Origin of the sequence: Pseudomonas sp. UBA4194, from assembly GCF_002379585.1 — a bacterium.
In the GTDB taxonomy this organism is placed as follows: domain Bacteria; phylum Pseudomonadota; class Gammaproteobacteria; order Pseudomonadales; family Pseudomonadaceae; genus Aquipseudomonas.
Genome location: NZ_DFUE01000016.1, coordinates 68,316 through 93,112, shown reverse-complemented (window position 1 = coordinate 93,112; position 24,797 = coordinate 68,316). Strand labels below are relative to the sequence as shown.

23 protein-coding genes are annotated in these 24,797 nt (G+C 64.1%); 7 read left to right on the top strand and 16 right to left on the bottom strand.

The features are described 5' to 3' along the window. Positions 1–10: 10 nt before the first annotated feature. Positions 11–850 (bottom strand): FAS1-like dehydratase domain-containing protein, encoded by an 840-nt coding sequence (locus B3397_RS04150; RefSeq protein WP_296247550.1) that lies wholly within the window; start codon positions 848–850, stop codon positions 11–13. A 127-nt stretch (positions 851–977) separates the two neighbouring features. Between B3397_RS04150 and B3397_RS04145 the strand changes: the two genes are divergently transcribed. Continuing rightward, positions 978–1,880 carry a LysR family transcriptional regulator gene (locus B3397_RS04145; protein WP_296247548.1) on the top strand — a complete coding sequence of 301 codons (903 nt, stop codon included), beginning with the start codon at positions 978–980 and terminating at the stop codon, positions 1,878–1,880. Positions 1,881–2,190: 310 nt separating this feature from the next. Here the strand turns inward: B3397_RS04145 and B3397_RS04140 are convergent, their stop codons facing one another. Together B3397_RS04140 and ycaC are read right to left on the bottom strand one after the other, a co-directional pair. Continuing rightward, a complete protein-coding gene (locus B3397_RS04140) occupies positions 2,191–2,631 on the bottom strand; it encodes a YqaA family protein (protein WP_296247547.1) in 441 nt (146 codons plus the stop codon). 172 nt (positions 2,632–2,803) lie between these two features. Then, on the bottom strand, positions 2,804–3,430 hold the full coding sequence (ycaC, locus tag B3397_RS04135; protein ID WP_296247545.1) for an isochorismate family cysteine hydrolase YcaC: 627 nt from the start codon (positions 3,428–3,430) through the stop codon (positions 2,804–2,806). A 296-nt stretch (positions 3,431–3,726) separates the two neighbouring features. Between ycaC and B3397_RS04130 the strand changes: the two genes are divergently transcribed. From B3397_RS04130 to B3397_RS04115, 4 genes are all read left to right on the top strand, one after another. After that, positions 3,727–4,890: a GGDEF domain-containing protein gene (locus B3397_RS04130; protein ID WP_296247544.1), complete on the top strand. Its 1,164-nt coding sequence runs from the start codon at positions 3,727–3,729 to the stop codon at positions 4,888–4,890. 86 nt (positions 4,891–4,976) lie between these two features. After that, the gene (locus B3397_RS04125) at positions 4,977–5,357 is read left to right on the top strand and encodes a RidA family protein (protein ID WP_296247543.1); all 381 of its coding nucleotides are present in this window, start codon (positions 4,977–4,979) and stop codon (positions 5,355–5,357) included. 3 nt (positions 5,358–5,360) lie between these two features. Then, complete coding sequence (locus tag B3397_RS04120) at positions 5,361–7,076, top strand: amidase (RefSeq protein ID WP_296247542.1); 1,716 nt, start codon at positions 5,361–5,363, stop codon at positions 7,074–7,076. Positions 7,077–7,097: 21 nt separating this feature from the next. Then, complete coding sequence (locus B3397_RS04115) at positions 7,098–7,703, top strand: cell wall hydrolase (protein ID WP_296247540.1); 606 nt, start codon at positions 7,098–7,100, stop codon at positions 7,701–7,703. Between the two features lie 342 nt (positions 7,704–8,045). On the opposite strand, the gene B3397_RS04110 is transcribed toward B3397_RS04115, so the two are convergent. From B3397_RS04110 to B3397_RS04095, 4 genes are all read right to left on the bottom strand, one after another. Then, a complete protein-coding gene (locus B3397_RS04110; RefSeq protein WP_296247538.1) occupies positions 8,046–9,260 on the bottom strand; it encodes a DUF1835 domain-containing protein in 1,215 nt (404 codons plus the stop codon). Positions 9,261–9,530: 270 nt separating this feature from the next. Further along, the gene (locus B3397_RS04105) at positions 9,531–10,469 is read right to left on the bottom strand and encodes a class I SAM-dependent methyltransferase (RefSeq protein ID WP_296247536.1); all 939 of its coding nucleotides are present in this window, start codon (positions 10,467–10,469) and stop codon (positions 9,531–9,533) included. A gap of 127 nt (positions 10,470–10,596) precedes the next feature. Next, a complete protein-coding gene (gene yghX, locus B3397_RS04100) occupies positions 10,597–11,487 on the bottom strand; it encodes a YghX family hydrolase (RefSeq protein ID WP_296247534.1) in 891 nt (296 codons plus the stop codon). An 81-nt stretch (positions 11,488–11,568) separates the two neighbouring features. Continuing rightward, positions 11,569–13,950 carry a membrane-bound PQQ-dependent dehydrogenase, glucose/quinate/shikimate family gene (locus B3397_RS04095; RefSeq protein ID WP_296247532.1) on the bottom strand — a complete coding sequence of 794 codons (2,382 nt, stop codon included), beginning with the start codon at positions 13,948–13,950 and terminating at the stop codon, positions 11,569–11,571. A 122-nt stretch (positions 13,951–14,072) separates the two neighbouring features. Here B3397_RS04095 and B3397_RS04090 point away from each other — a divergent pair, with 122 nt between their 5' ends. Next, positions 14,073–14,912 (top strand): CAP domain-containing protein, encoded by an 840-nt coding sequence (locus B3397_RS04090; RefSeq protein ID WP_296247530.1) that lies wholly within the window; start codon positions 14,073–14,075, stop codon positions 14,910–14,912. A gap of 3 nt (positions 14,913–14,915) precedes the next feature. Here the strand turns inward: B3397_RS04090 and B3397_RS04085 are convergent, their stop codons facing one another. The 9 genes from B3397_RS04085 to ccoN form a co-directional block, all read right to left on the bottom strand. After that, positions 14,916–15,677, bottom strand: a complete 762-nt coding sequence (locus B3397_RS04085) for a sulfite exporter TauE/SafE family protein (RefSeq protein ID WP_296247528.1) — start codon at positions 15,675–15,677, stop codon at positions 14,916–14,918. Beyond that, entirely contained in the window at positions 15,670–15,882 is a 213-nt protein-coding gene (gene ccoS / locus B3397_RS04080) for a cbb3-type cytochrome oxidase assembly protein CcoS (protein ID WP_296247526.1), read from the bottom strand. Before ccoS ends, B3397_RS04085 begins: the two co-directional genes overlap by 8 nt. Next, complete coding sequence (locus B3397_RS04075; RefSeq protein WP_296247524.1) at positions 15,864–18,284, bottom strand: heavy metal translocating P-type ATPase; 2,421 nt, start codon at positions 18,282–18,284, stop codon at positions 15,864–15,866. Before B3397_RS04075 ends, ccoS begins: the two co-directional genes overlap by 19 nt. Positions 18,285–18,582: 298 nt before the next feature. Continuing rightward, positions 18,583–19,116: a FixH family protein gene (locus B3397_RS04070; protein ID WP_296247522.1), complete on the bottom strand. Its 534-nt coding sequence runs from the start codon at positions 19,114–19,116 to the stop codon at positions 18,583–18,585. Continuing rightward, on the bottom strand, positions 19,113–20,531 hold the full coding sequence (gene ccoG / locus B3397_RS04065; RefSeq protein WP_296247520.1) for a cytochrome c oxidase accessory protein CcoG: 1,419 nt from the start codon (positions 20,529–20,531) through the stop codon (positions 19,113–19,115). The genes B3397_RS04070 and ccoG overlap by 4 nt, the downstream gene beginning before the upstream one ends. Before the next feature lie 50 nt (positions 20,532–20,581). Next, a complete protein-coding gene (ccoP, locus tag B3397_RS04060; protein ID WP_296247518.1) occupies positions 20,582–21,574 on the bottom strand; it encodes a cytochrome-c oxidase, cbb3-type subunit III in 993 nt (330 codons plus the stop codon). Continuing rightward, complete coding sequence (locus B3397_RS04055; RefSeq protein WP_296247516.1) at positions 21,571–21,771, bottom strand: cbb3-type cytochrome oxidase subunit 3; 201 nt, start codon at positions 21,769–21,771, stop codon at positions 21,571–21,573. The genes ccoP and B3397_RS04055 overlap by 4 nt, the downstream gene beginning before the upstream one ends. Before the next feature lie 3 nt (positions 21,772–21,774). After that, entirely contained in the window at positions 21,775–22,383 is a 609-nt protein-coding gene (gene ccoO, locus B3397_RS04050) for a cytochrome-c oxidase, cbb3-type subunit II (RefSeq protein ID WP_296247514.1), read from the bottom strand. After that, entirely contained in the window at positions 22,383–23,825 is a 1,443-nt protein-coding gene (ccoN, locus tag B3397_RS04045; protein WP_296247513.1) for a cytochrome-c oxidase, cbb3-type subunit I, read from the bottom strand. Before ccoN ends, ccoO begins: the two co-directional genes overlap by 1 nt. A 274-nt stretch (positions 23,826–24,099) precedes the next feature. Between ccoN and B3397_RS04040 the strand changes: the two genes are divergently transcribed. Next, complete coding sequence (locus B3397_RS04040) at positions 24,100–24,756, top strand: alpha/beta family hydrolase (RefSeq protein WP_349679015.1); 657 nt, start codon at positions 24,100–24,102, stop codon at positions 24,754–24,756. Positions 24,757–24,797: the final 41 nt, after the last annotated feature.

The following is a 24,797-nucleotide window of genomic DNA, read 5'->3' as shown; positions in this document are numbered from 1 at the left end:
AACAAGTACATCAATCGAAAAGCACTTCGCCGTGCTGGGCGATGCCGGCGTCATTGCTGGCCCATATCTGCGCCGTGCCGTTGTCGCGCAACCGGCCGCCCACCTGGAAAGGCGTCGGCACGGCCAGGGGGCGAACGCCGCGGTAGTTGAACTGGCGGATGCGTTTATCGGGATGGGCGCGACTGAACGCGCGCAAGCTTAGGGTGGCGATCAGCGGTCCGTGCACTACCAGGCCGGGATAGCCCTCGGTGTCGGTCACGTAGGGGTAGTCGTAGTGAATGCGATGGCCGTTGAAGGTCACGGCCGAGTAGCGGAACAGCAGGGTAGGGGTGGGTGTGATGGTTTCGCTCCATTCGCCGTCGTGGGGCGCCTGGTCGCTGGTCAGCTTTGGCGGGTTTGGCTCTCGGTAAACGATGTCCTGCTCCTCACGTAGGCAGAGTCGACCGTCTTGCAGGTAGTCGTGGCGCACGGTAACGAACAGCAGGGCGCCGGTGCGGCCGTGTTTCTCCTCGATGTGAACGAGGGTGGAGAGGCGCTCAGCCGCTGCGCCGACCAACAGCGGCTCGATGAACTGGACCCGGCCCCCTGCCCACATGCGATTGCGGTTGTCGGCAGGAGGCAGGAAGCCGCCGCGCGCGGGGTGGCCGTCTTCGCCCAGTTGGCACTCGGGCACTGGGTCCTGGAAGAAGCACCACTGCCACAGCGGCGGCAGTGCCTGACCGACAGCGGGCGTGGGTTCTGCAAAGGTCGCCGCAATGCGCTTGATCAGGTTGTGACTGAGCACATCCTGTGAGGCTTCGGTGCGGCCAATCCAGGCGGTGTAATTGGTGGAGAAATCTGCAGCACTCATGACCCAGCGGCCTCGGCTCGTATTGTTATGGGCCGATCATGGGAGGCGCCTGGCATTCTGTGAATTTGCATTTGCGTAAGCCAGCGTTCATCTATGCTGAACGCACTGGCACTCTCTGGACACCCCCATGCATTTTGATCTGGCTGACTTGCGTCTCTTCATTCATATCGGCGAATCCCCTAGCCTGACCCAGGGTGCGCGCCGGGCCTTTCTGTCGCCGGCCGCCGCCAGTGCTCGGATCAAGGCACTGGAGAATCAGCTCGATACCCGCCTGCTGTACCGCGACAGCCGTGGAGTGGAATTGACGCCTGCCGGGCAGAAGCTGCTGATGCACGCGCGGTTGATCATGCGTCAGGTGGATTATCTCAAGGCCGAGTTCACTCATTTCGGGACGGATTCGTCGGGTCATATCCGCATCTTCGCCAACACCACGGCGGTGACCGAGTTCCTGCCTGAAGTGCTGGCCGGATTTCTGGCCGGGCGACCTGGGGTGTCGGTGGATCTGCAAGAGCGGCTGTCTCGGGACATCGTCCGCGGGGTGCTCGATGGCAGCAGCGACATGGGCATCATCGCCGGCCCGGTGGAGGCGGCGGGACTGCAGGTGATGCACTTCAGCACGGATCGGCTGGTGCTGACGGTGCCTGCGGGCCATGCGCTGGCCGGCTGTGGCAAAGTCAGCCTCAAGCAGACGCTGGCCTTCCAGCACATTGGCCTGCATGAGGGCAGTACCTTGCTCAGCTTCCTGCGTGAGCATGTCGAGCGTATGGGGCAGAATTTGTCGCTGCGCATTCAGGTCTCCAGCTTCGAAGCCATCTGCCGGATGGTGGAAGCGGGCGTGGGCATCGGCATCCTTCCCGAGTCGGCGGCCGGGCGTCACAGCCGGACCATGCAGTTGGTAACCATCGAACTGGACGAGCCATGGGCCGTGCGCGAACGCAGCATCCTGGTCCGCGAACTGGATGCCTTGCCCGGCACCGTCCGCGCCCTCATCGCCACCCTGATGCCCCCCGGCACCCCACCATCCCCGTAAGGCGCCCGCCCAATCGCCGCAAATTTCGAGATGTGTGCCAGCCATACCACAGATGTACGTGATCCCTGTAGGAGCGGCGTAAAGCCGCGAAGGCGCCCGCCCAATCGCCACAAAATTCGAAATGCGTGCCAGCCATACCGGCCCCTTCGCGGCTGCACGCCGCTCCTACGGGGGTACGCGTGGGCATTGGGGCGATCACCATCGAATTTGGGATTTGTGCCAGCAATACCGGCCCCTTCGCTACAGATGTACGCGATCCCTGTAGGAGCGGCGTGAAGCCGCGAAGGCGTCAGCCGCATCAGCGTTGCACTCAGCCAATCCACCCTAGCGTCAGGGCTACCAGCACCAGATACCGAAAGCCCTTGGCTATCGTCACCACCAGCACAAAACTCCATAACGGCTCGCGGAGCACGCCGGCGACCAAGGTGATCGGGTCGCCAATGATCGGTACCCAACTGAGCAGCAACGCCCAGCGCCCGTGGCGTCGATAGGCTCTCTGGGCTGTGTCCAGATGACGCTCGCTGACCGGAAACCAGCGGCGATGTCGAAAGCGCTCGATGGACCTGCCCAGATACCAATTCACCACCGAGCCCAGCACATTGCCGGTGGTTGCCACTGCTAACAGCATCACAGCGACGTAGCGCTCCGATAACAGCATGCCCACCAGTACGGCTTCCGATTGCAACGGCAGCAAGGTGGCCGCGCCGAAGGCGGCGAGGAACAAGCCTAGGTAGCTGGAGAGTTCGAACATTTGGAGTTTCCGCCGAGTAGGTGGCGGACTATACCGACTTGTCAGGCATGGGACTCAGTCGCTCTGACGACAGCATGCGGTGCCACAGCCGAACATGACCGCCTCGACCCGGCATCCGCCTCTGCATGTGCAGGGCGGGCCGGGTTGGCATCTTCTCAGGAGGGGCAGCCGATCAACGTGCCGACAGGGCCGAGTAGCTGTTCATCAGGTTGCGGTAGTTGGGAATGCGCTGGGACAGCAGGTTACCCAGGCCTTCGATGTCGTTGCGCCAGTCGCGGTGCAGCTCACAGGCCACCGAGAACCAGTTCATCAATTGCGCACCGGCCGCGCTCATCCGGGCCCAGGCCGCCTGTTGCACAGTGGTGTTGAAGGTGCCGGAGGCGTCGGTGACCACGAACACGTCAAAACCTTCAGCCAGCGCCGACAGGGTAGGGAAGGCGACACAAACATCGGTCACCACGCCGGCGATGATGATCTGCTTGCGGCCCGTGGCCTTGATCGCCTTGACGAAATCTTCGTTGTCCCAGGCATTGATCTGGCCAGGGCGGGCGATGTAGGGCGCGTCCGGGAACATCTCCTTGAGCTCCGGAACCAGTGGGCCGTTGGGGCCCTGCTCGAAGCTGGTAGTGAGGATGGTCGGCAGCTCGAAGAACTTAGCCAGGTCGGCCAGCGCCAATACATTGTTCTTGAACTCGTTGGGGGTGAAGTCCTGTACCAGCGAAATCAGGCCGGTCTGGTGGTCTACCAGCAGAACTACGGCGTCGTCTTTGTTCAGGCGATTGTAAGTGGCGTTGGTCATGGTGAAGTCCTTTATCGTGTGAGGGGTGGGTAGTTGCGGTTGCAACGTGAGACTAGGTTAGGCTGGGCGCGGCGGCGGATAAATAAGGTGAATGGTGTATGACTGTCGCTTTGAAGTGGACAATGACCACGGCCCGAGCGCCTTCGAAACTTCCCCCTAAAGCACCACGAGGCCATGCCGATACAAGGGGGCAGGGGGGCATCGCCCATCCAGACCATCACTCCCCGGGCCTGCGAAAAGCGCACCCCCGCGGTTACAATTCATCCCTGACCTCACACCAGGAATACCGGCAGTCTATGGCGCTCGACCCGTTGACCATGCTTACCATCACCATCGCCCTGGCAGCCGCCGCTGCGCTCTACCTGGCGATCGAGTGGCGGACCGTGCGCGAGGCCTCGTTGCTGTTCTGGAGTGCTGGGTTCGCCACTATCAGCATCGGCTCGACGCTGGCACTGCTGCGTGCCAGCGGACTGTTGCTGATCGGCATCTGGTTTGCCAACGGCCTGCTGGTGACCGCGCATTTTCTGTTCCTGCTGGGGGTCGCCCGCTTCACCGAAACCCGATTATCGCGTGGCTGGTACCTGATCTTCCTGGGATGGCTGGCGCTCTTGCTTTTGCCTGCCGGCGAATCGTGGTCCAAGGTCATGCTGGTGGCCAACTCGCTGTCGGTGTCGCTGCTTACCCTACGCGCCAGCTTTCTGCTGCGGCCCCATGGCAAGTCGCTGAGCGTGGGCGCAGTGCAGTTGCGTTACGTGCTGCTGGTGCACGGCGTGTTCTACTTCGCCAAGGCGGTCACTGCGGTGGTACCGGGCACGTTGATCGACCTGGCGGCTTTTCGTGGGGAGATCATTCAGGTATCGCTGGTGGAAGGGGCCATGGCGATCATGCTGATCGCGTTGTCGATGACCGGCACTGAACGCTACCGACGCGAAAAGCGTATCGCCCGCCTGGCCGCCCGCGATCCGCTGACAGCGCTGTATAACCGGCGGGCCCTCGAGGTGCGTGCCCCGCGTCTGCTGGATAACGTTTCCACTGCCCAACCCGGGGCTTTGCTGCTGATCGACATCGACAATTTCAAGCTGGTGAATGATCTGCACGGGCATGCCGCGGGTGACCAGTTACTGGTCGCATTGAGCGAGATGATCCGCATCGTGCTTCCCCAGGGCGCACTGGCCGCTCGCCTGGGCGGCGACGAGTTCGTCATCCTGCTGGGCGATGCTTCGATCGAGCGTGTCGTCGCGTTGAGCAGCACGCTGCGCGGCCGCTTCCAGCAAGTCGCCGAGCAGAGGTTCGCGACTCCCGAGGCGGTCACGCTGAGTATCGGCGCTACGGTGATCAACCAGCCACCGGCAAGCCTGACCGCGCTGATCGAGCAGGGTGATGTGGCGTTGTACCAATCCAAGCGCGGTGGCCGCGACAGCCTGCAACTGGTCGACCAGACCCGCGCTTCCCGGGGGTAGCGCCCGCCGCTCGATGTCGGCTGCTGACGTCCCGCTCATCTGATATAACATGCGCACTTCGCTCAGTTATTCAATCAGGGAGCCCCATGGCCAACCACGACATCACCTTCCTTCCCGACCCGGATGCCGAATCCATTTCTTCCGACGTCGCCGGCTTCGGCGGCCTGCTGGTGTCCACGCAGATTCCGACCCGAGAAGATGGCAGTCTGGAGCTGGGCGGCATCGTCGAGCAGAGCGAGTGCACCTTGCAGGCCCTCAAGGTGGCACTCGAGCGCGCCGGCAGTTCCATGGACCGGGTGCTGCACCTGACCATCTACCTCACCGACATGGCTGATCGTGCCGCATTCAACGAAGTGTACCAGCGCTTCTTTGCCAAGCCCTGGCCGGTGCGTGCGGCGGTAGGCGTGGCGGCGTTGGCGGTCGAAGGCATGCGCGTGGAAGTCACCGCCATGGCGGCCAAGGCCTGAACCATGATCGAAGTCACCGAAGTGTCCATCGCGGACCTGCGCACCGCCCTTGAAACCGGGCAAACCACCTCGGTCCAGTTGGTAGAAGCCTACCTGGCGCGGATCGATGCCTACGACGGCGCCGATACTGCCACGGCGTTGAACGCCGTGGTGGTACGCAACCCCGACGCCCTGGCCGAGGCCGCCGCCTCGGATGCCCGCCGGGCCAGCGGGCAATGCCTGGGCCCGCTGGACGGCATTCCCTACACCGCCAAGGACAGCTACCTGGTCAAGGGGCTGACAGCGGCGTCCGGCAGCCCGGCCTTCGCCAGCCTGGTAGCGCAACGTGATGCGTTCACCATCGAGCGTCTACGTGGCGGCGGTGCGGTATGCCTGGGCAAGACCAATATGCCGCCGATGGCCAATGGTGGCATGCAGCGCGGCGTCTACGGGCGGGCAGAAAGCCCCTATAACGCAGCCTACCTGACGGCCCCCTTTGCTTCGGGTTCGTCCAATGGTGCGGGCACGGCCACGGCCGCCAGCTTTGCCGCTTTCGGCCTGGCCGAGGAAACCTGGTCGAGCGGCCGGGGGCCTGCGTCCAACAATGGCTTGTGTGCCTATACGCCCTCGCGGGGGGTGATTTCGGTGCGAGGCAACTGGCCCCTGACACCGACCATGGACGTGGTGGTGCCTTTCGCCCGAACCATGGCCGACCTGTTGGAAGTGCTGGATGTGGTGGTCGCGCCCGATGCCGACACGCGGGGCGATTTGTGGCGGTTGCAGCCCTGGGTGCCCATCCCCGCGGTCGAGCAGGTACGGCCAGCTTCTTACCCTGCGCTGGCCACAGGTGTGCAAGGCCTGGTGGGTAAGCGCTTCGGCGTGCCGCGGATGTACATCAATGCCGACCCCCAGGCAGGTACCGCCGACCAGCCGGGTATCGGCGGCCCCACCGGGCAGCGCATTGTCACTCGGGCGTCGGTCATCGCGCTGTGGCAGCAGGCCAGTCGTGCATTGCAGGCCGCGGGCGCCGAAGTGATCGAGGTGGACTTTCCGCTGGTATCCAACTGCGAAGGCGACCGGCCGGGCGCGCCGACGGTGTTCAATCGCGGCATCGTCTCCAAGGAATTTCTGCACCATGAGCTGTGGGATCTGACGGCCTGGGCCTTCGATGATTTCCTGCAGGCCAATGGCGACCCGGCGTTGAACCGTCTGGTCGACGTCGACGGACCGCTGATCTTCCCTCACGATCCGGGCACCCTGCCCAACAGGGAAGGGGACCTCGCCGCAGGCATGGACGAATACGTGAAAATGGCCGAGCGCGGCATTACCCCCTGGGACCAGATCAGTACCCTGCCCGATGGCCTGCGCGGTCTGGAACACACGCGCAAGATCGACCTCGAAGACTGGATGGATAAACTGAGGCTGGACGCTGTGCTGTTCCCCACGGTTGCCGATGTGGGCCCGGCGAACGCCGATGTCGATCCGCAAGCGGCGGACATCGCCTGGAGCAATGGTGTGTGGGTGGCCAACGGCAACCTGGCGATTCGGCACCTCGGTGTACCGACCGTTACCGTGCCCATGGGCGTGATGGCGGATATCGGCATGCCGGTGGGGCTTACCTTTGCCGGACGTGCCTATGACGATACCAACCTGCTCGGTTTCGCGGCTGCGTTCGAGGCTACCGGCAGCAAACGCCAGATACCTCCGCGCACCCCTCCCTTGGCCCATCAGCCCGAATAGGGCCCAACCAGCAGGTTACTCATGCGTGCACTCGCTCTGACCCTATGTTTTGCGGTGTTCCCACTCAACCTGCTGGCCGCGCCGATCGAACCGGCTGCGGCGCAGGCGGAAAGCAAGGCCCAGGTGCTGGAAGAAAAGGCAGCCAATAACGAGACGGCTTCTCCCGTGGCCAAGGCGCAAACCATCACCAAGACCGAAGTGCAGGCGGTCGATCCGGCCGGCAAGGAATCGGTGGACGATGCGCTGACGTGCCTGTCCCGGACCATCTACTGGGAAGCCAAGGGCGGGGCTGCGGCGGATATGGAAGCCGTGGCCGAAGTGGTGCTCAACCGGGTCGGCCATAACGGCTTTCCAGACACCATCTGCGGGGTCGTCAAACAGGGTTCGGAGCACAAGAGCTGCCAGTTTTCCTGGTGGTGTGATGGGCGTGCCGATCAGGTGCAGGAGGAGGATCGCTACGTGGTGTCCAAGGAAATCGCCCGCCGGGCGCTGAATCAGCAGCTCAAGGATCGGACCCAGGGGGCGCTCTATTTTCACGACCGTGATGTTTCGCCCAGTTGGGTGAAAACGTTGATCAAGACGGGGGAGACGGCGGAGTTCAAGTTTTATCGGCCGCGGGGGGATTGATGGGGGATTGGGGATGGTTTGAGATCGGCGGTGAATGGTCCCCTCACCCCAGCCCTCTCCCTGAGGGAGAGGGAGCCGTAAGGTGGTGTTGCGGCTATGGGCGATCCGCTTTTAGCGCCCTCTCCCTGAGGGAGAGGGAGCCGTACGGCGGTGTTGCGGCTATCGGCGATCCGCTTTTAGCCCCCTCTCCCTGAGGGAGAGGGAGCCGTACGGCGGTGTTGCGGCTATCGGCGATCCGCTTTTAGCTCCCTCTCCCTCAGGGAGAGGGCTGGGGTGAGGGGACCATTCACCACCGATCCCAAGCCAGCCGACCCCACCTACCAGCCCCCAAGCCCACCCCCATCAACTACGCCAAACCACCCTCAAACCTTCATCCAGCGCCCAATGCGCTTCCCCGCCTCGGATACACACCCCTCCCACCCACCGCTCTGGCGCACCGTGATCGGGCCAGTACGCCGCGCCTCGCAGCACCTGCTCACCTAGTTCAGTCAGTCGCAGTGGTCGCTTGGGCCAGTCGAGATCCAACCCACTTTCGCTCAGCAAAGGTTCGGGCCCATCGATCAGCGGCCGCAGGATCCCGCGAAACATCATGTCGCCCAGATACGGCAACGGCTCCCGTCGGCTCATCAATTCGGAAAATACCTGTTCGCCCGTGGCCTGCGTAAATGCCTGCAGGCACTGCAAAGTCAGCCGTTCGGTCAGTGACAAGCCATCGCTCAGGCCGGGCAGTTCCTGCAACTGACGAAGGAGGGCAGGCGCCAGCAGCGGCAGTTCGGGGTTAACGCCATGGGCAATCTCGGCCAGTGCTAGCGGCGAGTCGCTGCAATAGGCGGCCCATGCGCGGCGCGCCAGCGCCAGGGCGGCGGGGGTTACCTGACGGCGTTGCGGCCACAGCCAGGCCAGTACATCGGGCGCCAGCTGACCGATACCGATAAAGCGATCGACCCCGGGAATGCGATCGACCTGGATCAGCTCGACATGATCGGCATCGGCTGGAAGGGTTGCTAGCACGCGGATCAGAAACAGCTGGTCATAGGCATCCGCTTCGCACCACAGGACCACGGGCGTGCCATCTTTGAGGGTTTCCAGCCCGGCGTGCTCCTCCCAGGCCCGGCGCTGCATATCCGCCAGCGGCAAGCCGAACGACTGGCTGATGAACTGACTGCGCTCGGCCAAATATTCAGCCACTGGCAGGTCACGCACCGGGCCCATACACAGTGGATCCGCGAGCATATGGAAGCGGCCCTTGAACCCGGCGAGCTTGAGACTGTGGGCGATGTCGTTGCCACAGCGCCAGTGCGCAGTGCCGGGTTCGTCGCAGCGGGCGAAGTCGGGATGGCGGGCGGCGAAGTCGATGGCATCGACGTGTGCCTTGAGCTTGGGCCAACTGCTGAAGCCCAGTTGCTTGGCGATTTGCCATTGGGCGTCGGACAGGGTGGGCAGGTCGCTGCCGGTGGCCTGGGCTTTCAAGTGACGCAGCAATTCCTTCGCGCGTTTGCGTTGTTGTTCGAGGTTGAGACGGCCATCACGGGACGAGGGTAGGGCAGTGGCGGACATACGAGCTCCTTGGCAAACCTTGTCCGCTGGAAGGTTGGGAGTCGTAGAAGACAGTGTGCATTGCCAGGTCCTGGGCGCAGCCCTTTCCGCGGATGGAGGCGTGGAGAGCGCCTGGCGGGGACTATAAGTGCAGTGATGGGACGCTGGCAAGAAGGGCGCCCGGTCGCTCCACAATTTCCGCCACACCGCCGCTCTTCGTAGGAGCGGCGTGCAGCCGCGAAGGGGCCGGACCTGCTTGCCACAACCCCGCTGCCCTCAACCCCGCTGCCCTTAATCTCGGTGAAACACCAACGCCTTCAAACCACTCTGCGGGTCGATATCAGCGAACTCTGGCGGGTTTTCCAGCCGCTCGACAAAGCGCAATCCAGGTGCTTCGCGGTGCAGCTCCTCGACCAGGTACTCGGGGCCCAAGGCCGGATCGTTCATGCACGCCAGCACCACGCCACGCGGCGTCAGCAACTCCGGCAGGCGCCGCAGCACCCGCTGATAATCCTTGGTCAGCAGAAAACTGCCTTTCTGAAACGAGGGCGGGTCGATGATCACCAGGTCATAAGGCCCGCTGCGCGTCACCTTGGCCCACGACTTGAACAGGTCGTGCCCCAGAAAGCTGACCTTGCCCAGATCGTGGCCATTGAGATGATGGTTTTCCCGTCCACGGGTGAGGGCTGCGCGGGACATGTCCAGGTTCACCACATGCTCGGCACCCCCCGCGATCGCCGCCACGGAAAAGCCGCAGGTATAGGCAAACAGATTCAACACCTGTTTGCCCTGGGCATTGGCGCGCACCCAGTCGCGCCCGTAGCGCATGTCCAGGAACAGCCCGTTGTTCTGCTTGCGGCCCAGATCGATGCGATAGCGCAAACCGCTTTCGATCAGCGTGCACTGCTCCACGGGCGCCCCGGTTAGCCACTGCACGTCACTGTCGGGCAGATACCGGTGTTGCAGGGCCAGGGCCGTGGCACCGCTTTGTGTCCAAGTCGGGCTGGCAGCGAGGTCCTCCAGCAATTGCCGCAGCGTTGCCTGCTCCTCGGCCTGGGGTTCCTTGAACAGCGACACCAGCACCACGCCCTGCAACCAGTCCACCGTCAGTTGCTCCAGGCCTGGCCAGCGTCGGCCACGGCCGTGGAACAGACGCCGGGTTTCGGCGGGCGGGGTGGCGAGGGCAGTCAGCAGGTGGTGATGCAATACAGCGAGAGCTTGGGTGTTCATCGGGCGGGTCGCGGCGTTTGAAAGGCCGGCATTGTACGTCAGTGCGGCAGGCCTGGGTGCATGGCCGTTGGGCGGCTCGTGCCATGCACGGCGACCGCCGCAACCGATCGCTCGCCGTGGCCAGGGCTCAGACCGTGAGGTACTTCTTGAACCAGCCCAGGGTCCGCTCCCAGGCAAGGTCGGCGGCTGCCTTGTCGTAGCGAGGGGTGGAATCGTTGTGGAAGCCGTGATTGGCGCCTGGATAGATGTACGCCTCATAGGTTTTGCCGGCCGCCTTCAGTGCAGCCTCGTAGGCCGGCCACCCTTCGTTGACCCGGGTATCCAGCTCGCCGTAATGCAGCAGCAGCGGAGCCTTGATCTGAGGCACATCCTTGGCGTCGGCCTGGCGACCGTAGAACGGCACCGCGCACGCCAGCTCCGGGTAGGCCACGGCCGCTGCGTTGGAGACACCGCCGCCGTAGCAGAAACCGGTGATGCCGACCTTGCCGGTGCTCGCCTGGTGTTTACCCAACCACTCGATGGCGGCAAAAAAGTCGTTCATCAATTTGGTCGGGTCGACGGTGGCCTGCAATTCCCGGCCCTTGTCGTCGTTGCCGGGGTAGCCGCCGACCGAACTGAGCCCGTCCGGTGCGAAGGCCAGGTAGCCGGCTTTGGCCACGCGCCGGGCCACATCTTCGATGTAGGGGTTCAGGCCGCGGTTTTCGTGCACCACGACAACACCCGGCACCTTGCCGGCAACCTTGGTGGGTCGCACCAGGTAACCGCGGACCTGGCCATGGCCGTTGGGCGAGGGGTAGGTCACATACTCGGCGAGGATATCCGGGTCGGTGAACTCGATCTGCTGGGCCATGGCGTAGTTGGGGCTGAGGCTGGCCAGCAGCGCCGAGGCGGTCAGGCCGCCGAAGGTAAACAGCGCCGCGCGGTCGAGAAACTCGCGGCGATTGATCTTGCCGTGTGCGTAGAAATCGTAGAGCTCGAGCAGCTCGGGGGAGAAATCCTTGGCGGTCAGACGTTCCATCGGGCACTCCTGCAAAAGGGTTATCGGGCTGAAGTGAGTAAAGCAGCGATTGTGGCCAGGGCCAACAATCGCTGCATTGGCTTACTGCAATCTGAACGCGATGACGCTGTCACCCAGGGTCGTGCCCAGCGAGCCGTGGCCGCCTGCGGCGATGACGACGTATTGCTTGCCGTCGTTGCCCATGTAGGTCGAAGGCGTAGCCTGTGCTCCGGCCGGCAGTTCTTTCTCCCAGAGAATCTCGCCGGTGTCGACGTCATAGGCACGGATGAAGTTGTCCGCCGTCGCGCCATGGAAGACCACGCCGCCGGCGGTGATCAAAGGCCCGCCGTGGGCGACCATGCCCATGGGGAAACCGATCGGGAAACGGCCCGGCAGGAAGCTGGTCTTGAGATTCTTGGTCGTGCCGATCCGGCGCATCCATTCGGTCTTGCCGGTGTTCAGGTCCACGCCCACCAGGCGACCCCACGGCGGCGCGATGCAGGGAATGCCCAGGTTGGAGGCAAACTGCTGGATGTGCACGGCATAGTCGCCCTGGAAGTTCTCGTTCCAGTAGGGCTGGCCGTCCTGGCTGAACAGGCGCTTGTCGGCGGTTTCCGGCGTGCGTTTGATCAACCTGTACTTATAAGCCAGGCGTACCGGTGCACCGATCAGAATCTGGCGCTGCGGATCGACGGCCACCGAGCCCCAGTTGAAGGCACCGATGTTGCCGGGAAAGATCAGCGAGCCGCTTTCCGTGGCAGGTGTCCAGGGATTGCCGTCGTAGCGCAGCCTGTTGAAATCGATGCGGCAGGCCATCTGGTCGAAAGGCGTCAGGCCCCACATGGACGCTTCGCTCAGCGGCTGCGGAATGAAGTTCAACGTGGACACAGGTTGCGAAGCCGAGAAGCGCTCACCGGCCACACCACCCTGGGTCGACACCGGCACTTGCTGCACGGGGGTGATCGGCTCGCCGGTCAGGCGATTGAGCACGAACAGGTTACCGACCTTGGTCGGCAGTACCAGCGCGGGCTGTCGATTGCCGTCGGTACCGATGTCCAGCAGCGAAGGTTGCGAAGGGTTGTCGCGGTCCCACAGGTCGTTATAGGAACTCTGGAATCGCCATTTGAATGCACCGGTCTGTAGATCCAGGGCAACGATGGCGTCACGGAATTTCTCGGTGTTGCTGTTGGGGTCCCGGCCCGAACCGGTCTCGTCCGGCGAGGCATTGCCGAAGGGCACGTAGACCAGACCGTTCTGCAGGTCGGCGCTCAGGGTGGTCCAGGCCACGGGGGTGTCCTGGGGGTAGGTCTGGTCGGCGGCGATGGGTTGGGTCTGCTCCGGGTTGGCCGGATCGAAATTCCACACCAGCTTGCCGCTGAGCGCATCGTAGGCGCGGATGACACCCGACGGGTTGCCGGCGTTGTAGCCGTTGTCCATCACCGAACCACCGACCACGATCAGGTTGCCGGCCACCAGCGGTGCGGCTGTCTGCATCAGGGCGTGAGGGCGCAGTTGACCCATGTTGGCCTTCAGGTCGACGACGCCGTTGTCACCGAAGCCGGTGCAGGCTTTGCCGGTGTCGGCGTCCAGCGCCACCAGGCGAGCGTCGGCCGTGGCGGTGATGATGCGCTTGCTGCACAGTGCCGGGCTGGCCGGCGTATCGTTCTGGGCAACGCTGCCATCGATAGGCGCTGCGTAGTAGCTGACACCACGGCAGGTCTGGTGCTGCTGCAGGTAGGAGCGGTTCTTTTCCGGCGTGTACTTCCAGGCCAATTCGCCGGTCTGCGGGTTGAGCGCGTGCACCTCGTTGTGTGCGGTGCACAGATAGACCCGGTCGTTGACCTTCAATGGCGTCGCTTCGAAGGTGTATTCGCTGGCGTCCTTGGCCGGGTCGCGCAGATCGCCGGTGTGGTATTCCCAGGCCACGCTGAGTTTGCTGGCGTTGCCAGCGTCGATCTGCTTGAGGCTGGAGAAGCGTTGGCCAGCCTGAGTGCCACCGTAGGCGGCCCAATCGTCGGCGGGCGCGTCGGCGGCCGGCGCCGACACCGTGTTGGCCAGTTTGCCGGCCTGGGGGTAGGGGTCGTAGAACATCAGCGCAACCACGACGGCCATCATCGCAATCACGGTAGAGCCCAGAAAGGGGTGGAAACGGCGGCTGGCATTGCCCTTGGCACGGTTCAGCGGCCCTGCGATCCACGGCAAGGCCAGCCACAGGCCGACCAGGGCGAACAGATCGCCGCGAGGGATCCACTGCCATTTATCGAAGCCCACTTCGTAGATGATCCAGGCCAGGATGGCCCACATCAACAGGGCGTACACGGTGAGGGCCGCGCGTTTGCGCAGGAACAGCAGAACGGCGGTGAGCAGCACGCCGACGCCGATGGCGGCATAGGCCGGCGAGCCGCCGCTGACCAGCAGCGTGCCGCCCATCCAGAGAAGGGCGAGGGCGAAAATCGCCAGGACGATGCTTGTGATTCTTATCATGGTGTATGCGCGCAGAACCCTGTGGGAGCGGGCTCTGCCCGCGATGAGGCCGGCCGAGCCAACCGATGACCCGAGCTCATGCAGTGAGTTAATGTAGACCACCACGTTTTCAGGAGTCTTTCATGCGTGCACTGTCGTTCTCCGTCGCTGTCGCCAGCCTGATGCTGGCCAGCCACGCCCACGCTGCCGACGCGCCTGAGTTGGTCCAGGCCATCAATGCCTACCGTGGCCAGATGCAAAGCTGCCAAGGTCAGGCTTACGCCGAGCTGCCGCCGCTGGCCAGCGATCCGCGGCTGAACCAGTCCGCCGGCCGTGCCGGTGACCTGCAGCAAACCCTCGCTCAGGCTAACTACCCCATGGTCAGCGTACGGGCGATCACCCTGTCCGGCCCCCGCGACGCGGCGTCGGCCATGACCGCCGTGCGTGAAAGCTTTTGCCAGGTGGTGCTCGACCCCCAGTTCGTCGATATCGGCGTCAGCCGTGAAGGCCGCGACTGGCGCGTGCTGCTGGCGCGGCCGCTGATGACCGCGCGTCTGGGCGACTGGCAGGCCGAAGGTCAGCGCCTGCTGGAAATGGTCAACAGCGCCCGCAGCCAACCCCACCAATGCGGAGCCCAGGCGTTCGCAGCGACCACGCCGCTGGCCTGGAATGCCCTGCTGGGGACGGCCGCCGAAGGCCACAGCCGGGCCATGGCCAACCAGAATTTCTTCGACCACAAGGACCGCGATGGCCACACCCCGGGCGACCGCGCCGAGCTGGCCGGCTACGTCGGCCAGGCGATAGGCGAGAATATCGCCGCCGGGCAGGATGATCCGCGCAAGGTGGTGGACGGCTGGCTGGCCAGCCCAGGCCATTGTGCCAATCTGATGAATCCGCAGTACCGCGAGCTGGGCGCAGGCTATGCCGTGGACCCGAAAAGCGATGCCGGGATCTATTGGACCGGCATGTTCGGCGCGCAGTGATGCTCAGTGATGGCTTGCAGCATCATGAGGCATCGATTCGTGGTGCATCTGTTGATGCTCGGTGTGCCCCGATGCCGGCGTCGAATGCTGCATCCCGCCGTGCCCGCCCGGCCAGGGAAACGTCCACAGCCCGAACAGGATGACGATCACCGCGCCGGTGGTGCGCACGCTGCGCCTACGCAGCAGCGCCGTACCGCGCTGGGCCGCGAGGCCGGTCAGAATCAGCACCGGCCAGGTGCCGATGCCAAACGCCAGCATCAGCACTGCGCTGGTGCCCGCGTTGCCTTGGCTGGCGGCCCACAGCAAAGTGCTGTAGACCAGCCCGCAGGGCAACCAGCCCCATAGCGCGCCCAACAACAGGGCCCGAGGCAGGCTAGTCACTGGCAGCAATCGGGTGGCCAGCGGCTGAATGTGCCGCCACAGGCCACGCCCCAACCCTTCGATACGGGTCAGGCCGTGCCACCAGCCACCCAGGTACAAACCCATGGCCACCAGCAGCGACGCAGCGATCATGCGCATCACCATCAACCCCGGGCTGTTGCCGAGCGCCCAGCCTGCCAGACCCAGGATCAGCCCGGCGCTGGCATAGCTCAGTACCCGGCCCAGGTTATAGGCCAGCAACAGACCCATGCGCCGTTGTTTGTGCTCGGCGGGAATGGCCAGGGTCAGCGCCCCCATCAGACCACCGCACATGCCCAGGCAATGCCCGCCGCCGAGCAGTCCCAGCACCAGCGCTGACGCCAGCAGTGGCAGCAGATCAAGCATGGGGCGGCTCCTGTCGCTCACTGACCTTGCCCGCCGCCTCATCGACCCCGGCGTGATGGCTGGGGTCCTGATCGTCGAACAAGATGCTATGGCTCGGGCTGTCGAGGTCATCGTACTGGCCGGTGTCCACCGCCCAGAAGAACACATACACGGCCACACCCACTACCAGCAGCGCGGCGGGGATCATCACGTACAGGGCCGGCATGGGACCTCCTTCAGGCGGGTCAGGCGGAGCGCGTTGAGCACCACGGTCAGCGAGCTCAGGGACATGCCGATGGCGGCCCATACGGGCGTGACCCAGCCAAGCGCGGCGAACGGCAGCATCAGCCCGTTGTAGAGGCAGGCCCATATCAGGTTCTGGCGGATCACCACGCGGGTGCGGGCGGCCAGGGCAAAGGCCTGCACCAGATTGCCCAGACGGTTGCACAGCAGCACTGCGTCGGCGCTGGTCTTGGCCAGGTCGGTGCCGCTGCCCATGGCGATGCCGATATCAGCGGCGGCCAGCAGTGGGGCATCGTTGACACCGTCGCCCAGCACCAGCACCCGGCGTCCCTGGCCCTGCAATTGCTGCAACAGGGCCAGCTTGTCTTCAGGTTGCAGACCGCCGTGGTGTTCGTCGATGTCCAGTATTTGAGCCACCGTGGCGACCATGGGCGAGCTGTCCCCAGACAACAGCAGCGTACGCCAGCCGCGGGCTCGGCAATCTTGCAGCAGCAGCGCTGCGTCCTGGCGAATGGCGTCGTCGAGCTGCAACCAGGCCAGGGGTGCCTGCTCGTCGCCGAGCAGTAGCCACTGCCCTGACCCTGGAGGCATCGGTGGGGGAGCCTGGCCGCTGAGCGCGGCAACGAAGCGTGCCTCGCCGATGCGCAGCTGACGGCCGTGCAGCCACCCTTGCAGGCCTTGACCGGGGAAGCTGCAGACGTCTGTGGCCGGCTGCGTCGACCTACCGAAGGCCCGGGCGATCGGGTGTTCGGAGTGCATTTCCAGTGCCGCCGCCAGGTTGAGGCAGGCGTCGGCATCCAATTGCTGCAAGGGGTGCACAGTGCGCAGCGTCAGCTGGCCTTCGGTGAGGGTGCCGGTTTTATCGAACACCACCGTGTCGATGGTCGGCAGGCTTTCCAGTACGTGGCCGCGAGTCAGCAGCAGGCCCAGAGTGTGCAGGCTGCCGGTGGCGGCGGTCAGGGCGGTGGGCGTGGCCAGGGACAGCGCACACGGGCAGGTGGCGACCAGCATGGCCAGCACGACCCACAGTGCGCGAGAGGGTTGCAGCTGCCACCACAGCAAGCCGATCACCACGGCCGCCACCAGCGATGCCAGGACAAAGGCTCTGGCGGCACGGTCGGCGATCTCGGCCAGTCGCGGTTTGTGGTTCTGCGCGCGTTGCAGCAGGCGGGCGATGGCCGACAACCGCGTGGCGTCGCCCAATGCCTGGACGCGCACGGTCAACGGGCTGTCGACGTTCAAGGTGCCCGCCGCCACTTCGTCTCCCACGCTGCGCGGCTGAGGCAGGTACTCACCGGTGAGCAGTGATTCATCGACCTGCGACACGCCGGCAACGATGCAGCCGTCGGCAGGCACCACGGCACCGGGGGCGACCAGCACCCGGTCGCCCCGTTGCAATTCGCGCAGCAGCACCCGCTGGGCGTTGCCCTCAGCGTCCAGGCGCAGGCAGGAGGCCGGCAGCAGGTTGACCAGCTGTGCAGTCGCCAGCGCGGTGCGCTCGCGGGCGCGGCGCTCGAGGTAGCGGCCGCTGAGCAGGAACAGCGCGAACATGCCGACCGCATCCAGGTACAGCTCGCCCTGGCCGCTGATCGCGGTCCAGACGCCTGCCAGGTACGCGCCACCGATGGCCAGCGCCACCGAGACGTCCATGCCCAGGTGGCGGCTGCGCAGGTCGCGGATGGCTGCGGCGAAGATCGGTGCGCAGCTGTAGAACACGATTGGCGTGGTCAGGAACAAGGCGACCCAGCGCAGGATGGTGTGCAGCTCGGGGCTCAGGTCCAGGTTAAATTCTGGCCAGGTGGCCATGGTTGCCATCATGGCCTGGAACCATAACAGCCCGGCCACGCCGAGGCGACGCAGGGCCTGGCGGTTTTCCTTGGCCAGTTGTTGGGCGGCGTGGTCGGCCTGGTAGGGGTGGGCGACGTAGCCGATATGCCGCAGTTCGCTGAACACCTGGCTCAACGCAAGCTGCTGATCGTCCCAACGCAGGTGCAGGCGGTGGTTGCTCAGGTTCAGGCGCGCTTCACTGACACCCGGCAGGGCGAGCAGGTGTTTTTCGATCAGCCAGCCGCAGGCTGCGCAGGTGATACCTTCGACCAGCAGGGTGGTTTCGGCGAGGTTGTTGTGGTGCTGGACGAAGCCGGCGTTGACGTCGGGGCGGTCGTACAGCGCCAGTTCGTCCGGTAGCTGGCGGGGTAGGGTGGCGGGATGGGTGGAGCTGTGGTCGCGGTGCTGGTAATAGTGCTGCAGACCGCTGGCAACGATGGTTTCGGCCACGGCCTGGCAGCCCGGGCAGCAGAAGGATCTGAGTGCTCCCAGCACCGACGCTTCGAATCCCGGCCCCGGTGGGGTGGGGAGGCCGCAGTGGTAGCAGGGGGTCAGCATGCTTCGCGGCGCCCCTGCCGGCCCCATCGCGGGCAGAGCCCGCTCCCACAGGGGATCGAGGTGAACCCAACTTCAAGGTCAACCCCGCCCCCGTAAAAACGGGCTCTGCCCGCGAAGGCGCCGGCCCCGCCCAACCACACCCCCCGATCCACCCCAAATCCCCTGTGGGAGCGGGCTCTGCCCGCGATGGCGCCGGCCCTGCCGAGCCACAATCCCCCATCCACCGCAAATCCCCTGTAGGAGCGGGCTCTGCCCGCGATGGGGCCGGCCCGGTCGATCCAGACCTTTGGGCTGTCACTCATTGCCCATGCTCCTCGGCGGCCTGCAAAGGTTCATCACCCAGTTGCAGCGCACGCTCGGCGCCCACCTGTTCTTCCTCGAACAAACGCCAGGTACTACCCTCGTGCTCGCCGAGCAACTCCACGAAACGCCGCCCCTGCACGCTATCATCCAGCTGTCCGACATACCGCCCGGGCTCGCTGGCGCTGCGCTTGAGCTGGACCTGACGATCCTTGCCCGGTTGAGTCGGGGAAATCAGGTTCAGGGTCAGGCCAGCAGGCTGACTGTCGCCACTGAGTCGCACGTCCACCTCGCCGGTCAACTCGTCCAGACGCACCTCGGCGCGCAGTTGCAGCGCCTGAGCCAGCAGCTCGCGATCCAGAGAACGATTGATGCCCTTGCCGGCCTCGTAATAGTTGTCGCTCACCAAGGTGTCGGGATGCTTCACCGCAATGGTCACCATGGCCAGACTTAAACCGACCGAGCAAGCCAGCAGGGTGATGATGATCCACGGCCAGCGATGCCTGTACCAGGCTTCGACTTCACGATTCATGGACGCACCCCCGAACCGGCCGGGCCATTGAAGCGGCTTTGCACCTCGACCCGTTCCTGCGCGTCATCAGCCGTGGTCAGTATGAAGCTGACCTCATTGCTGCTGGCCGGCAGCTCCTCGGGCGGCACCGACAGACGCACTACACGGTTGACGATTTCCCCCGGCCCTACGTGAATCTCGCCCCCGCCATGCAGGTGCAAGCCCGCCAGCCCTTGCGCCTGCAAAACGTACAGGTGCTCACGTTGGTCCTTGTTGATCACTTTCAGGCTGTACACGTTCTCGATGTGCCCCTGGCTGTTCTCGCGATACAGCGCTCGGTCCTTGCTGACATCCAGTGCCAGCAGCGGCCGGGTCATGAAACCGCCCACCAACACCCCCAGCAAGACCAGCAACACGGCCCCATAGGCTATCAGGCGAGGGCGCAACGGCCGGGTCTTCAGGCCCGCCAGGTTGTGCTCCGTGGTGTAGCTGATCAAGCCGCGTGGGTAGGCCATCTTGTCCATCACGCTGTCGCACGCATCCACACACGCCGCGCAGCCTATGCATTCGATCTGCAAGCCATCGCGGATGTCGATACCGGTAGGGCATACCTGCACGCACATAGTGCAGTCGATGCAGTCTCCCAGCCCGACCGCTTTGGGATCGGTTTCCTTGCGCCGCGGGCCGCGCTGTTCGCCACGCTGCGGGTCGTACGACACGATCAGCGTGTCCTTGTCGAACATCACGCTTTGAAAGCGCGCGTAGGGGCACATGTGGATGCACACCTGCTCGCGCAGCCAGCCGGCGTTGGCGTAGGTTGCCACAGTGAGCAAAGCCACCCAGAAATACGCCCAGCCATCCGCTTGCCCGGTGAGCAGCTCGCCCGTCAGTGGCCGAATCGGAGTGAAGTAGCCGACGAAAGTCAGCCCCGTGGCCAGGGCGATCACGATCCACAGGCCATGCTTGGCCGCCTTGCGCAGCAGCTTTTGCCCGCTGAAGGGGGCCTGATCGAGCTTGATGCGCTGGTTGCGGTCACCTTCGGTAACTTTCTCGCACCACATGAACAGCCAGGTCCAGACACTCTGCGGGCAGCTGTAGCCGCACCACACTCGCCCGGCGTAGACGGTCACGAAGAACAGGCCGAACGCTGCCACGATCAGCAGGCCCGACAGCAGGATGAAATCCTGCGGCCAGAACGTTGCGCCAAAAATGTAGAACTTGCGTTCCGGCAGGTTCCACCACACCGCCTGATGCCCGCCCCAGTTGACCCATGCGGTGGCGAAATACAGCAGCATCAGTACGCCGCCCACAATCCTGCGCAGGTTGCGAAACAGGCCGCTGAAGGCACGGGTGTAGATATGCCGTCGCGGCGCATAGAGGTGCACCTCGGCGCCAGGCGCCGGGGTAATGTCGATGACCTCTATGGGTTTGTGCATGGGGGCTGATCCGCTGGGACTTCAGAAAACTGCTGATGATACCCGCACGCTCACGGCGCTGGGGCGTCTGCCTGGGGCTTGTCCGCGTCTTGCTGGGACAGGCTGTATACATAGGCCGCGAGCAGGTGGACCCGATCGTTGCCCTGCATCACCTGCTGTGCGGGCATCTGGCCTTGACGGCCGACACGAATGGTCTGCTGCAGCTGCGCCAGGCTCGAGCCATAGATAAACGCTTCAGGATGTGTCAGGTCGGGGGCGCCCAACAGCGGGTTACCCTTGCCCTGAGGTCCGTGGCAGGCGATGCAGGTGGTCGCGAACAGCTTCGCGCCGTTGGTCGGGTCGGCCCGGGTGCCGGCCGGCAACGAGCGACCGCCCAGCACGGTGATCACATACGCCGATACATCGGTCACGCCCTGGTCGCCCAGCACGGGTCCCCAGCCGGGCATCACGCCCATGCGGCCGTTGAGAATGCTGGTCTTGATGGCCTGCGGATCACCGCCCCACCGCCATACATCGTCGGTCAGGTTGGGGTAGCCATAGGCGCCCTTGGCATCGGAGCCATGACACACCGAACAATTGGAGGCGAACAGCCTCGCACCCATCTTCAGTGCCTGTGGGTCCTTGGCCACCTCTTCGATAGGCAGGGCGGCAAACCGGGCAAATATCGGTCCGAAACGCGCCTCGCTCTGCTGCATTTCCTTTTCCCACTCATGCACCGCGGTCCAACCCTGCTGGCCATCGGTAAAGGGGGTCTGCGTGGCTTCGTCCAGGTATTTATAGCCGGGCACCAGGCCGGCGAAATTACCCAGGCCAGGGTACAAGGCCAGGTAACCGAGGGCGAAGACGATGGTGGCAATGAACAGCATGAACCACCAGCGCGGCAGGGGATTGTCGTATTCCTCGATGCCGTCGAAGGTATGGCCTACGGTCTGTTCGGTGGTGTCCTGACGCTGGCCCTTGCGGGTGGACAGCAACAGCCAGGTCATGGCGATCAGCGTGCCCAGGGTCAGGACGCTGATATACAGGCTCCAGAAGGTACTCATTGGGCGGTGCTCCGGTCCGGCTTTTCTTGTTGTTGTGCGTGAACCCGTGCGGCGGCTTCGGGGTCGTCGGCGAACGGCAACAGGGTGGCCTCATCGAAGTCCGGCTTGCGCCTGGCGCTGAACACCCACAATGCCAGACCGATGAACGCCACCATCACCACCACGGTACCCAGGCCACGAATCGTTTGAATGTCCATGGCTCACCGCTTGCTCTTGATCAAGGTGCCCAGACCTTGCAGATAGGCCACCAGGGCGTCCATTTCGGTCTTGCCCTTGACCGCCGCTTCGGCACCGGCAATGTCGGCATCGCTGTAGGGCACGCCCAGGCGGCGCAAGGTCTGCATCTTCCTGGCCGTTTGCGTGGCATCGATGGGCCGCTCCATCAGGAACGGGTAGCCCGGCATGATCGACTCCGGCACCAGATCGCGGGGGTTGATCAGGTGCGCGCGATGCCAGTCATCCGAGTAGCGCCCGCCGACGCGGGCCAGGTCCGGGCCGGTACGTTTGGAGCCCCACAGGAACGGGTGATCCCAGACGCTTTCACCGGCCACCGAGTAGTGGCCATAGCGCTCGGTTTCGGCACGAAACGGCCGGATCATCTGCGAGTGGCAACCCACGCAGCCGTTGGCGATGTACACGTCGCGACCTTCGAGTTCCAGCGCGCTGCGCGGCTTCATGCCTTCGATGGGCTGAGTGGTGACGTCCTGGAAGAACAGGGGGACGATCTGGGTCAGGCCGCCAACGCTGACCGCCAGCACCATGAACAGAGCCATCAGGCCGATGTTCTTTTCTACGATCTGATGTTTCATCAGTGCGCCCTCGCAACAGCGATACGGGCCGCGGCGTCAGCCTCGGCAGGATCGGCGCTGCGCACCGTACGCCAGACGTTCCAGGCCATCACCAGCATGCCGCTGGCGAAGCAGGCACCGCCGACCACCCGCACGAAGTAACCGGGACGGCTGGCCACCAGGGCCTCGACGAAGGAGTAGGTGAGGGTGCCGTCATCGTTGATGGCGCGCCACATCAGGCCTTGGGTGATGCCATTGACCCACATTGCGGCGATGTACAGTACGGTCCCCACCGTAGCCAGCCAGAAGTGCGCGTTGACCAACCCGATGCTGTGCATCTGCGGGCGGCCGAACACCTTGGGAATCATGTGATAGGTGGCTCCGATGGTGATCATTGCGACCCAGCCCAAGGCACCGGCGTGCACGTGGCCGATGGTCCAGTCGGTGTAGTGGGACAGGGAGTTGACGGTCTTGATGGCCATCATCGGGCCTTCGAAGGTGGACATGCCGTAGAACGCCAGGGACACCACCAGAAAGCGCAGGATCGGGTCGCTGCGCAGCTTATGCCAGGCGCCCGAAAGGGTCATCATGCCATTGATCATGCCGCCCCAGCTGGGTACCAGCAGAATGATCGACATCACCATGCCCAGGCTCTGGGCCCAGTCGGGCAGGGCGGTATAGTGCAGGTGATGGGGGCCGGCCCAGATGTACAGGGTGATCAGTGCCCAGAAATGCACGATCGACAGGCGATAGGAGTACACCGGGCGTTCGGCCTGCTTGGGCACGAAGTAGTACATCATGCCGAGAAAACCGGTGGTGAGGAAAAAGCCGACGGCGTTATGGCCGTACCACCACTGGATCATCGCGTCGGTGGCGCCAGAGTAGGCCGAGTAGGATTTGAACAGGCCGACCGGCAGCGAGGCATGGTTGACCACATGCAGCATCAGCGTGACCACGATGAAGGCGCCGTAGAACCAGTTGGCAACGTAGATATGGCGGGTGTTGCGCTTGACGATGGTGCCGAAGAACACCACCGCGTAGGCAATCCATACCACTGCCAGCAGAATCGCGATGGGCCATTCCAGCTCGGCGTATTCCTTGGTGGTGGTGTAGCCCAGCGGCAGGCTGACGATGGCGCCGAGGATCACCGCCTGCCAGCCCCAGAAGGTGAAGGCCGCAAGGCGATCGCTGACCAGGCGCGCCTGACAGGTGCGCTGCACCACGTAGTAGGAGGTGCCAAACAGGGCGCAGCCGCCGAAGGCAAAGATCACCAGGTTGGTGTGCAGGGGGCGCAGGCGGCCGAAGGAGGTCCACGGCAGGTCGAAGTTCAGTGCCGGCCAGACCAGTTGGGCGGCGATGAACACGCCCACGGCCATGCCGACGATCCCCCAGACCACCGTCATGATGGCAAACTGGCGGACCACCTTGTAGTTGTAAGCGGTCGGGGTGATGGCTGTGCTCATGCAGGACTTCCACGGTTCAGATTGTAGTTATTGGAATTCGATCATTGCGGGGCAATGGCTCGCTGACGCGGTGGAATCATAGGCGTAGAGGGCCTGCCATTGTCAATAAAAAGCTGATCGATCGGTCAGTAATTTGCGCTGGTTGGATTCATTGAATTGTCTTGTAACTATTGGGCTAGACGGTCTGATGGGCTGCGGCGCAGGGTCGTCAAAAGTCTATCGAAGCGGGCGAGTCTACCTGTGTTCATCGGTGTTAATCGACTATGGAAATGGCATGAACGACGATCAGTGGCTGCAACGCATGCAAGACAACCGGTGGTTGTGGAATCCGGCGCAGGAGGCCAGCGAAGCACCGTGCCTGATCCTGGCCCATGGCGCAGGAGCGCCGATGGACAGCGCGTTCATGGAAGACATGGCGCAACGCCTGGCGGCCGGGGGCGTGAGCGTGGTGCGATTCGAGTTTCCGTACATGGCTCAGCGACGCGAAGGCGGTGGCAAGCGCCCGCCCAATCCCCAGGCCGTGCTGCTGGAAAGCTGGCGACAGGTGTACGCGCTGGTGCGGCCTTTGGTCGCTGGCAAGCTGGCCATCGGCGGCAAATCCATGGGGGGACGCATGGCCAGCCTCTTGGCGGATGAACTGGGCGCCGATGCGCTGGTGTGCCTGGGGTATCCCTTCTATGCGGCCGGCAAGCCGGAAAAACCCCGGGTCGAGCACTTGGCGGACCTGCGCACACCGACCTTGATCATCCAGGGCGAGCGGGATGCCCTGGGCAACAGCGAGACGGTGGCGGGGTATGAGTTGTCCAGTGAGATCGAGCTGTATTGGTTGACCGCGGCCGATCATGACCTCAAACCGCTGAAGGCCTCGGGGTTTACCCACGACCAGCATCTGGAGACGGCGGCGGATCGGGTGGCGGCGTTTTTGTCGTGATGTGGGGTGTCAGGGCGGGCCTCATCGCGGGTAGAACCCGC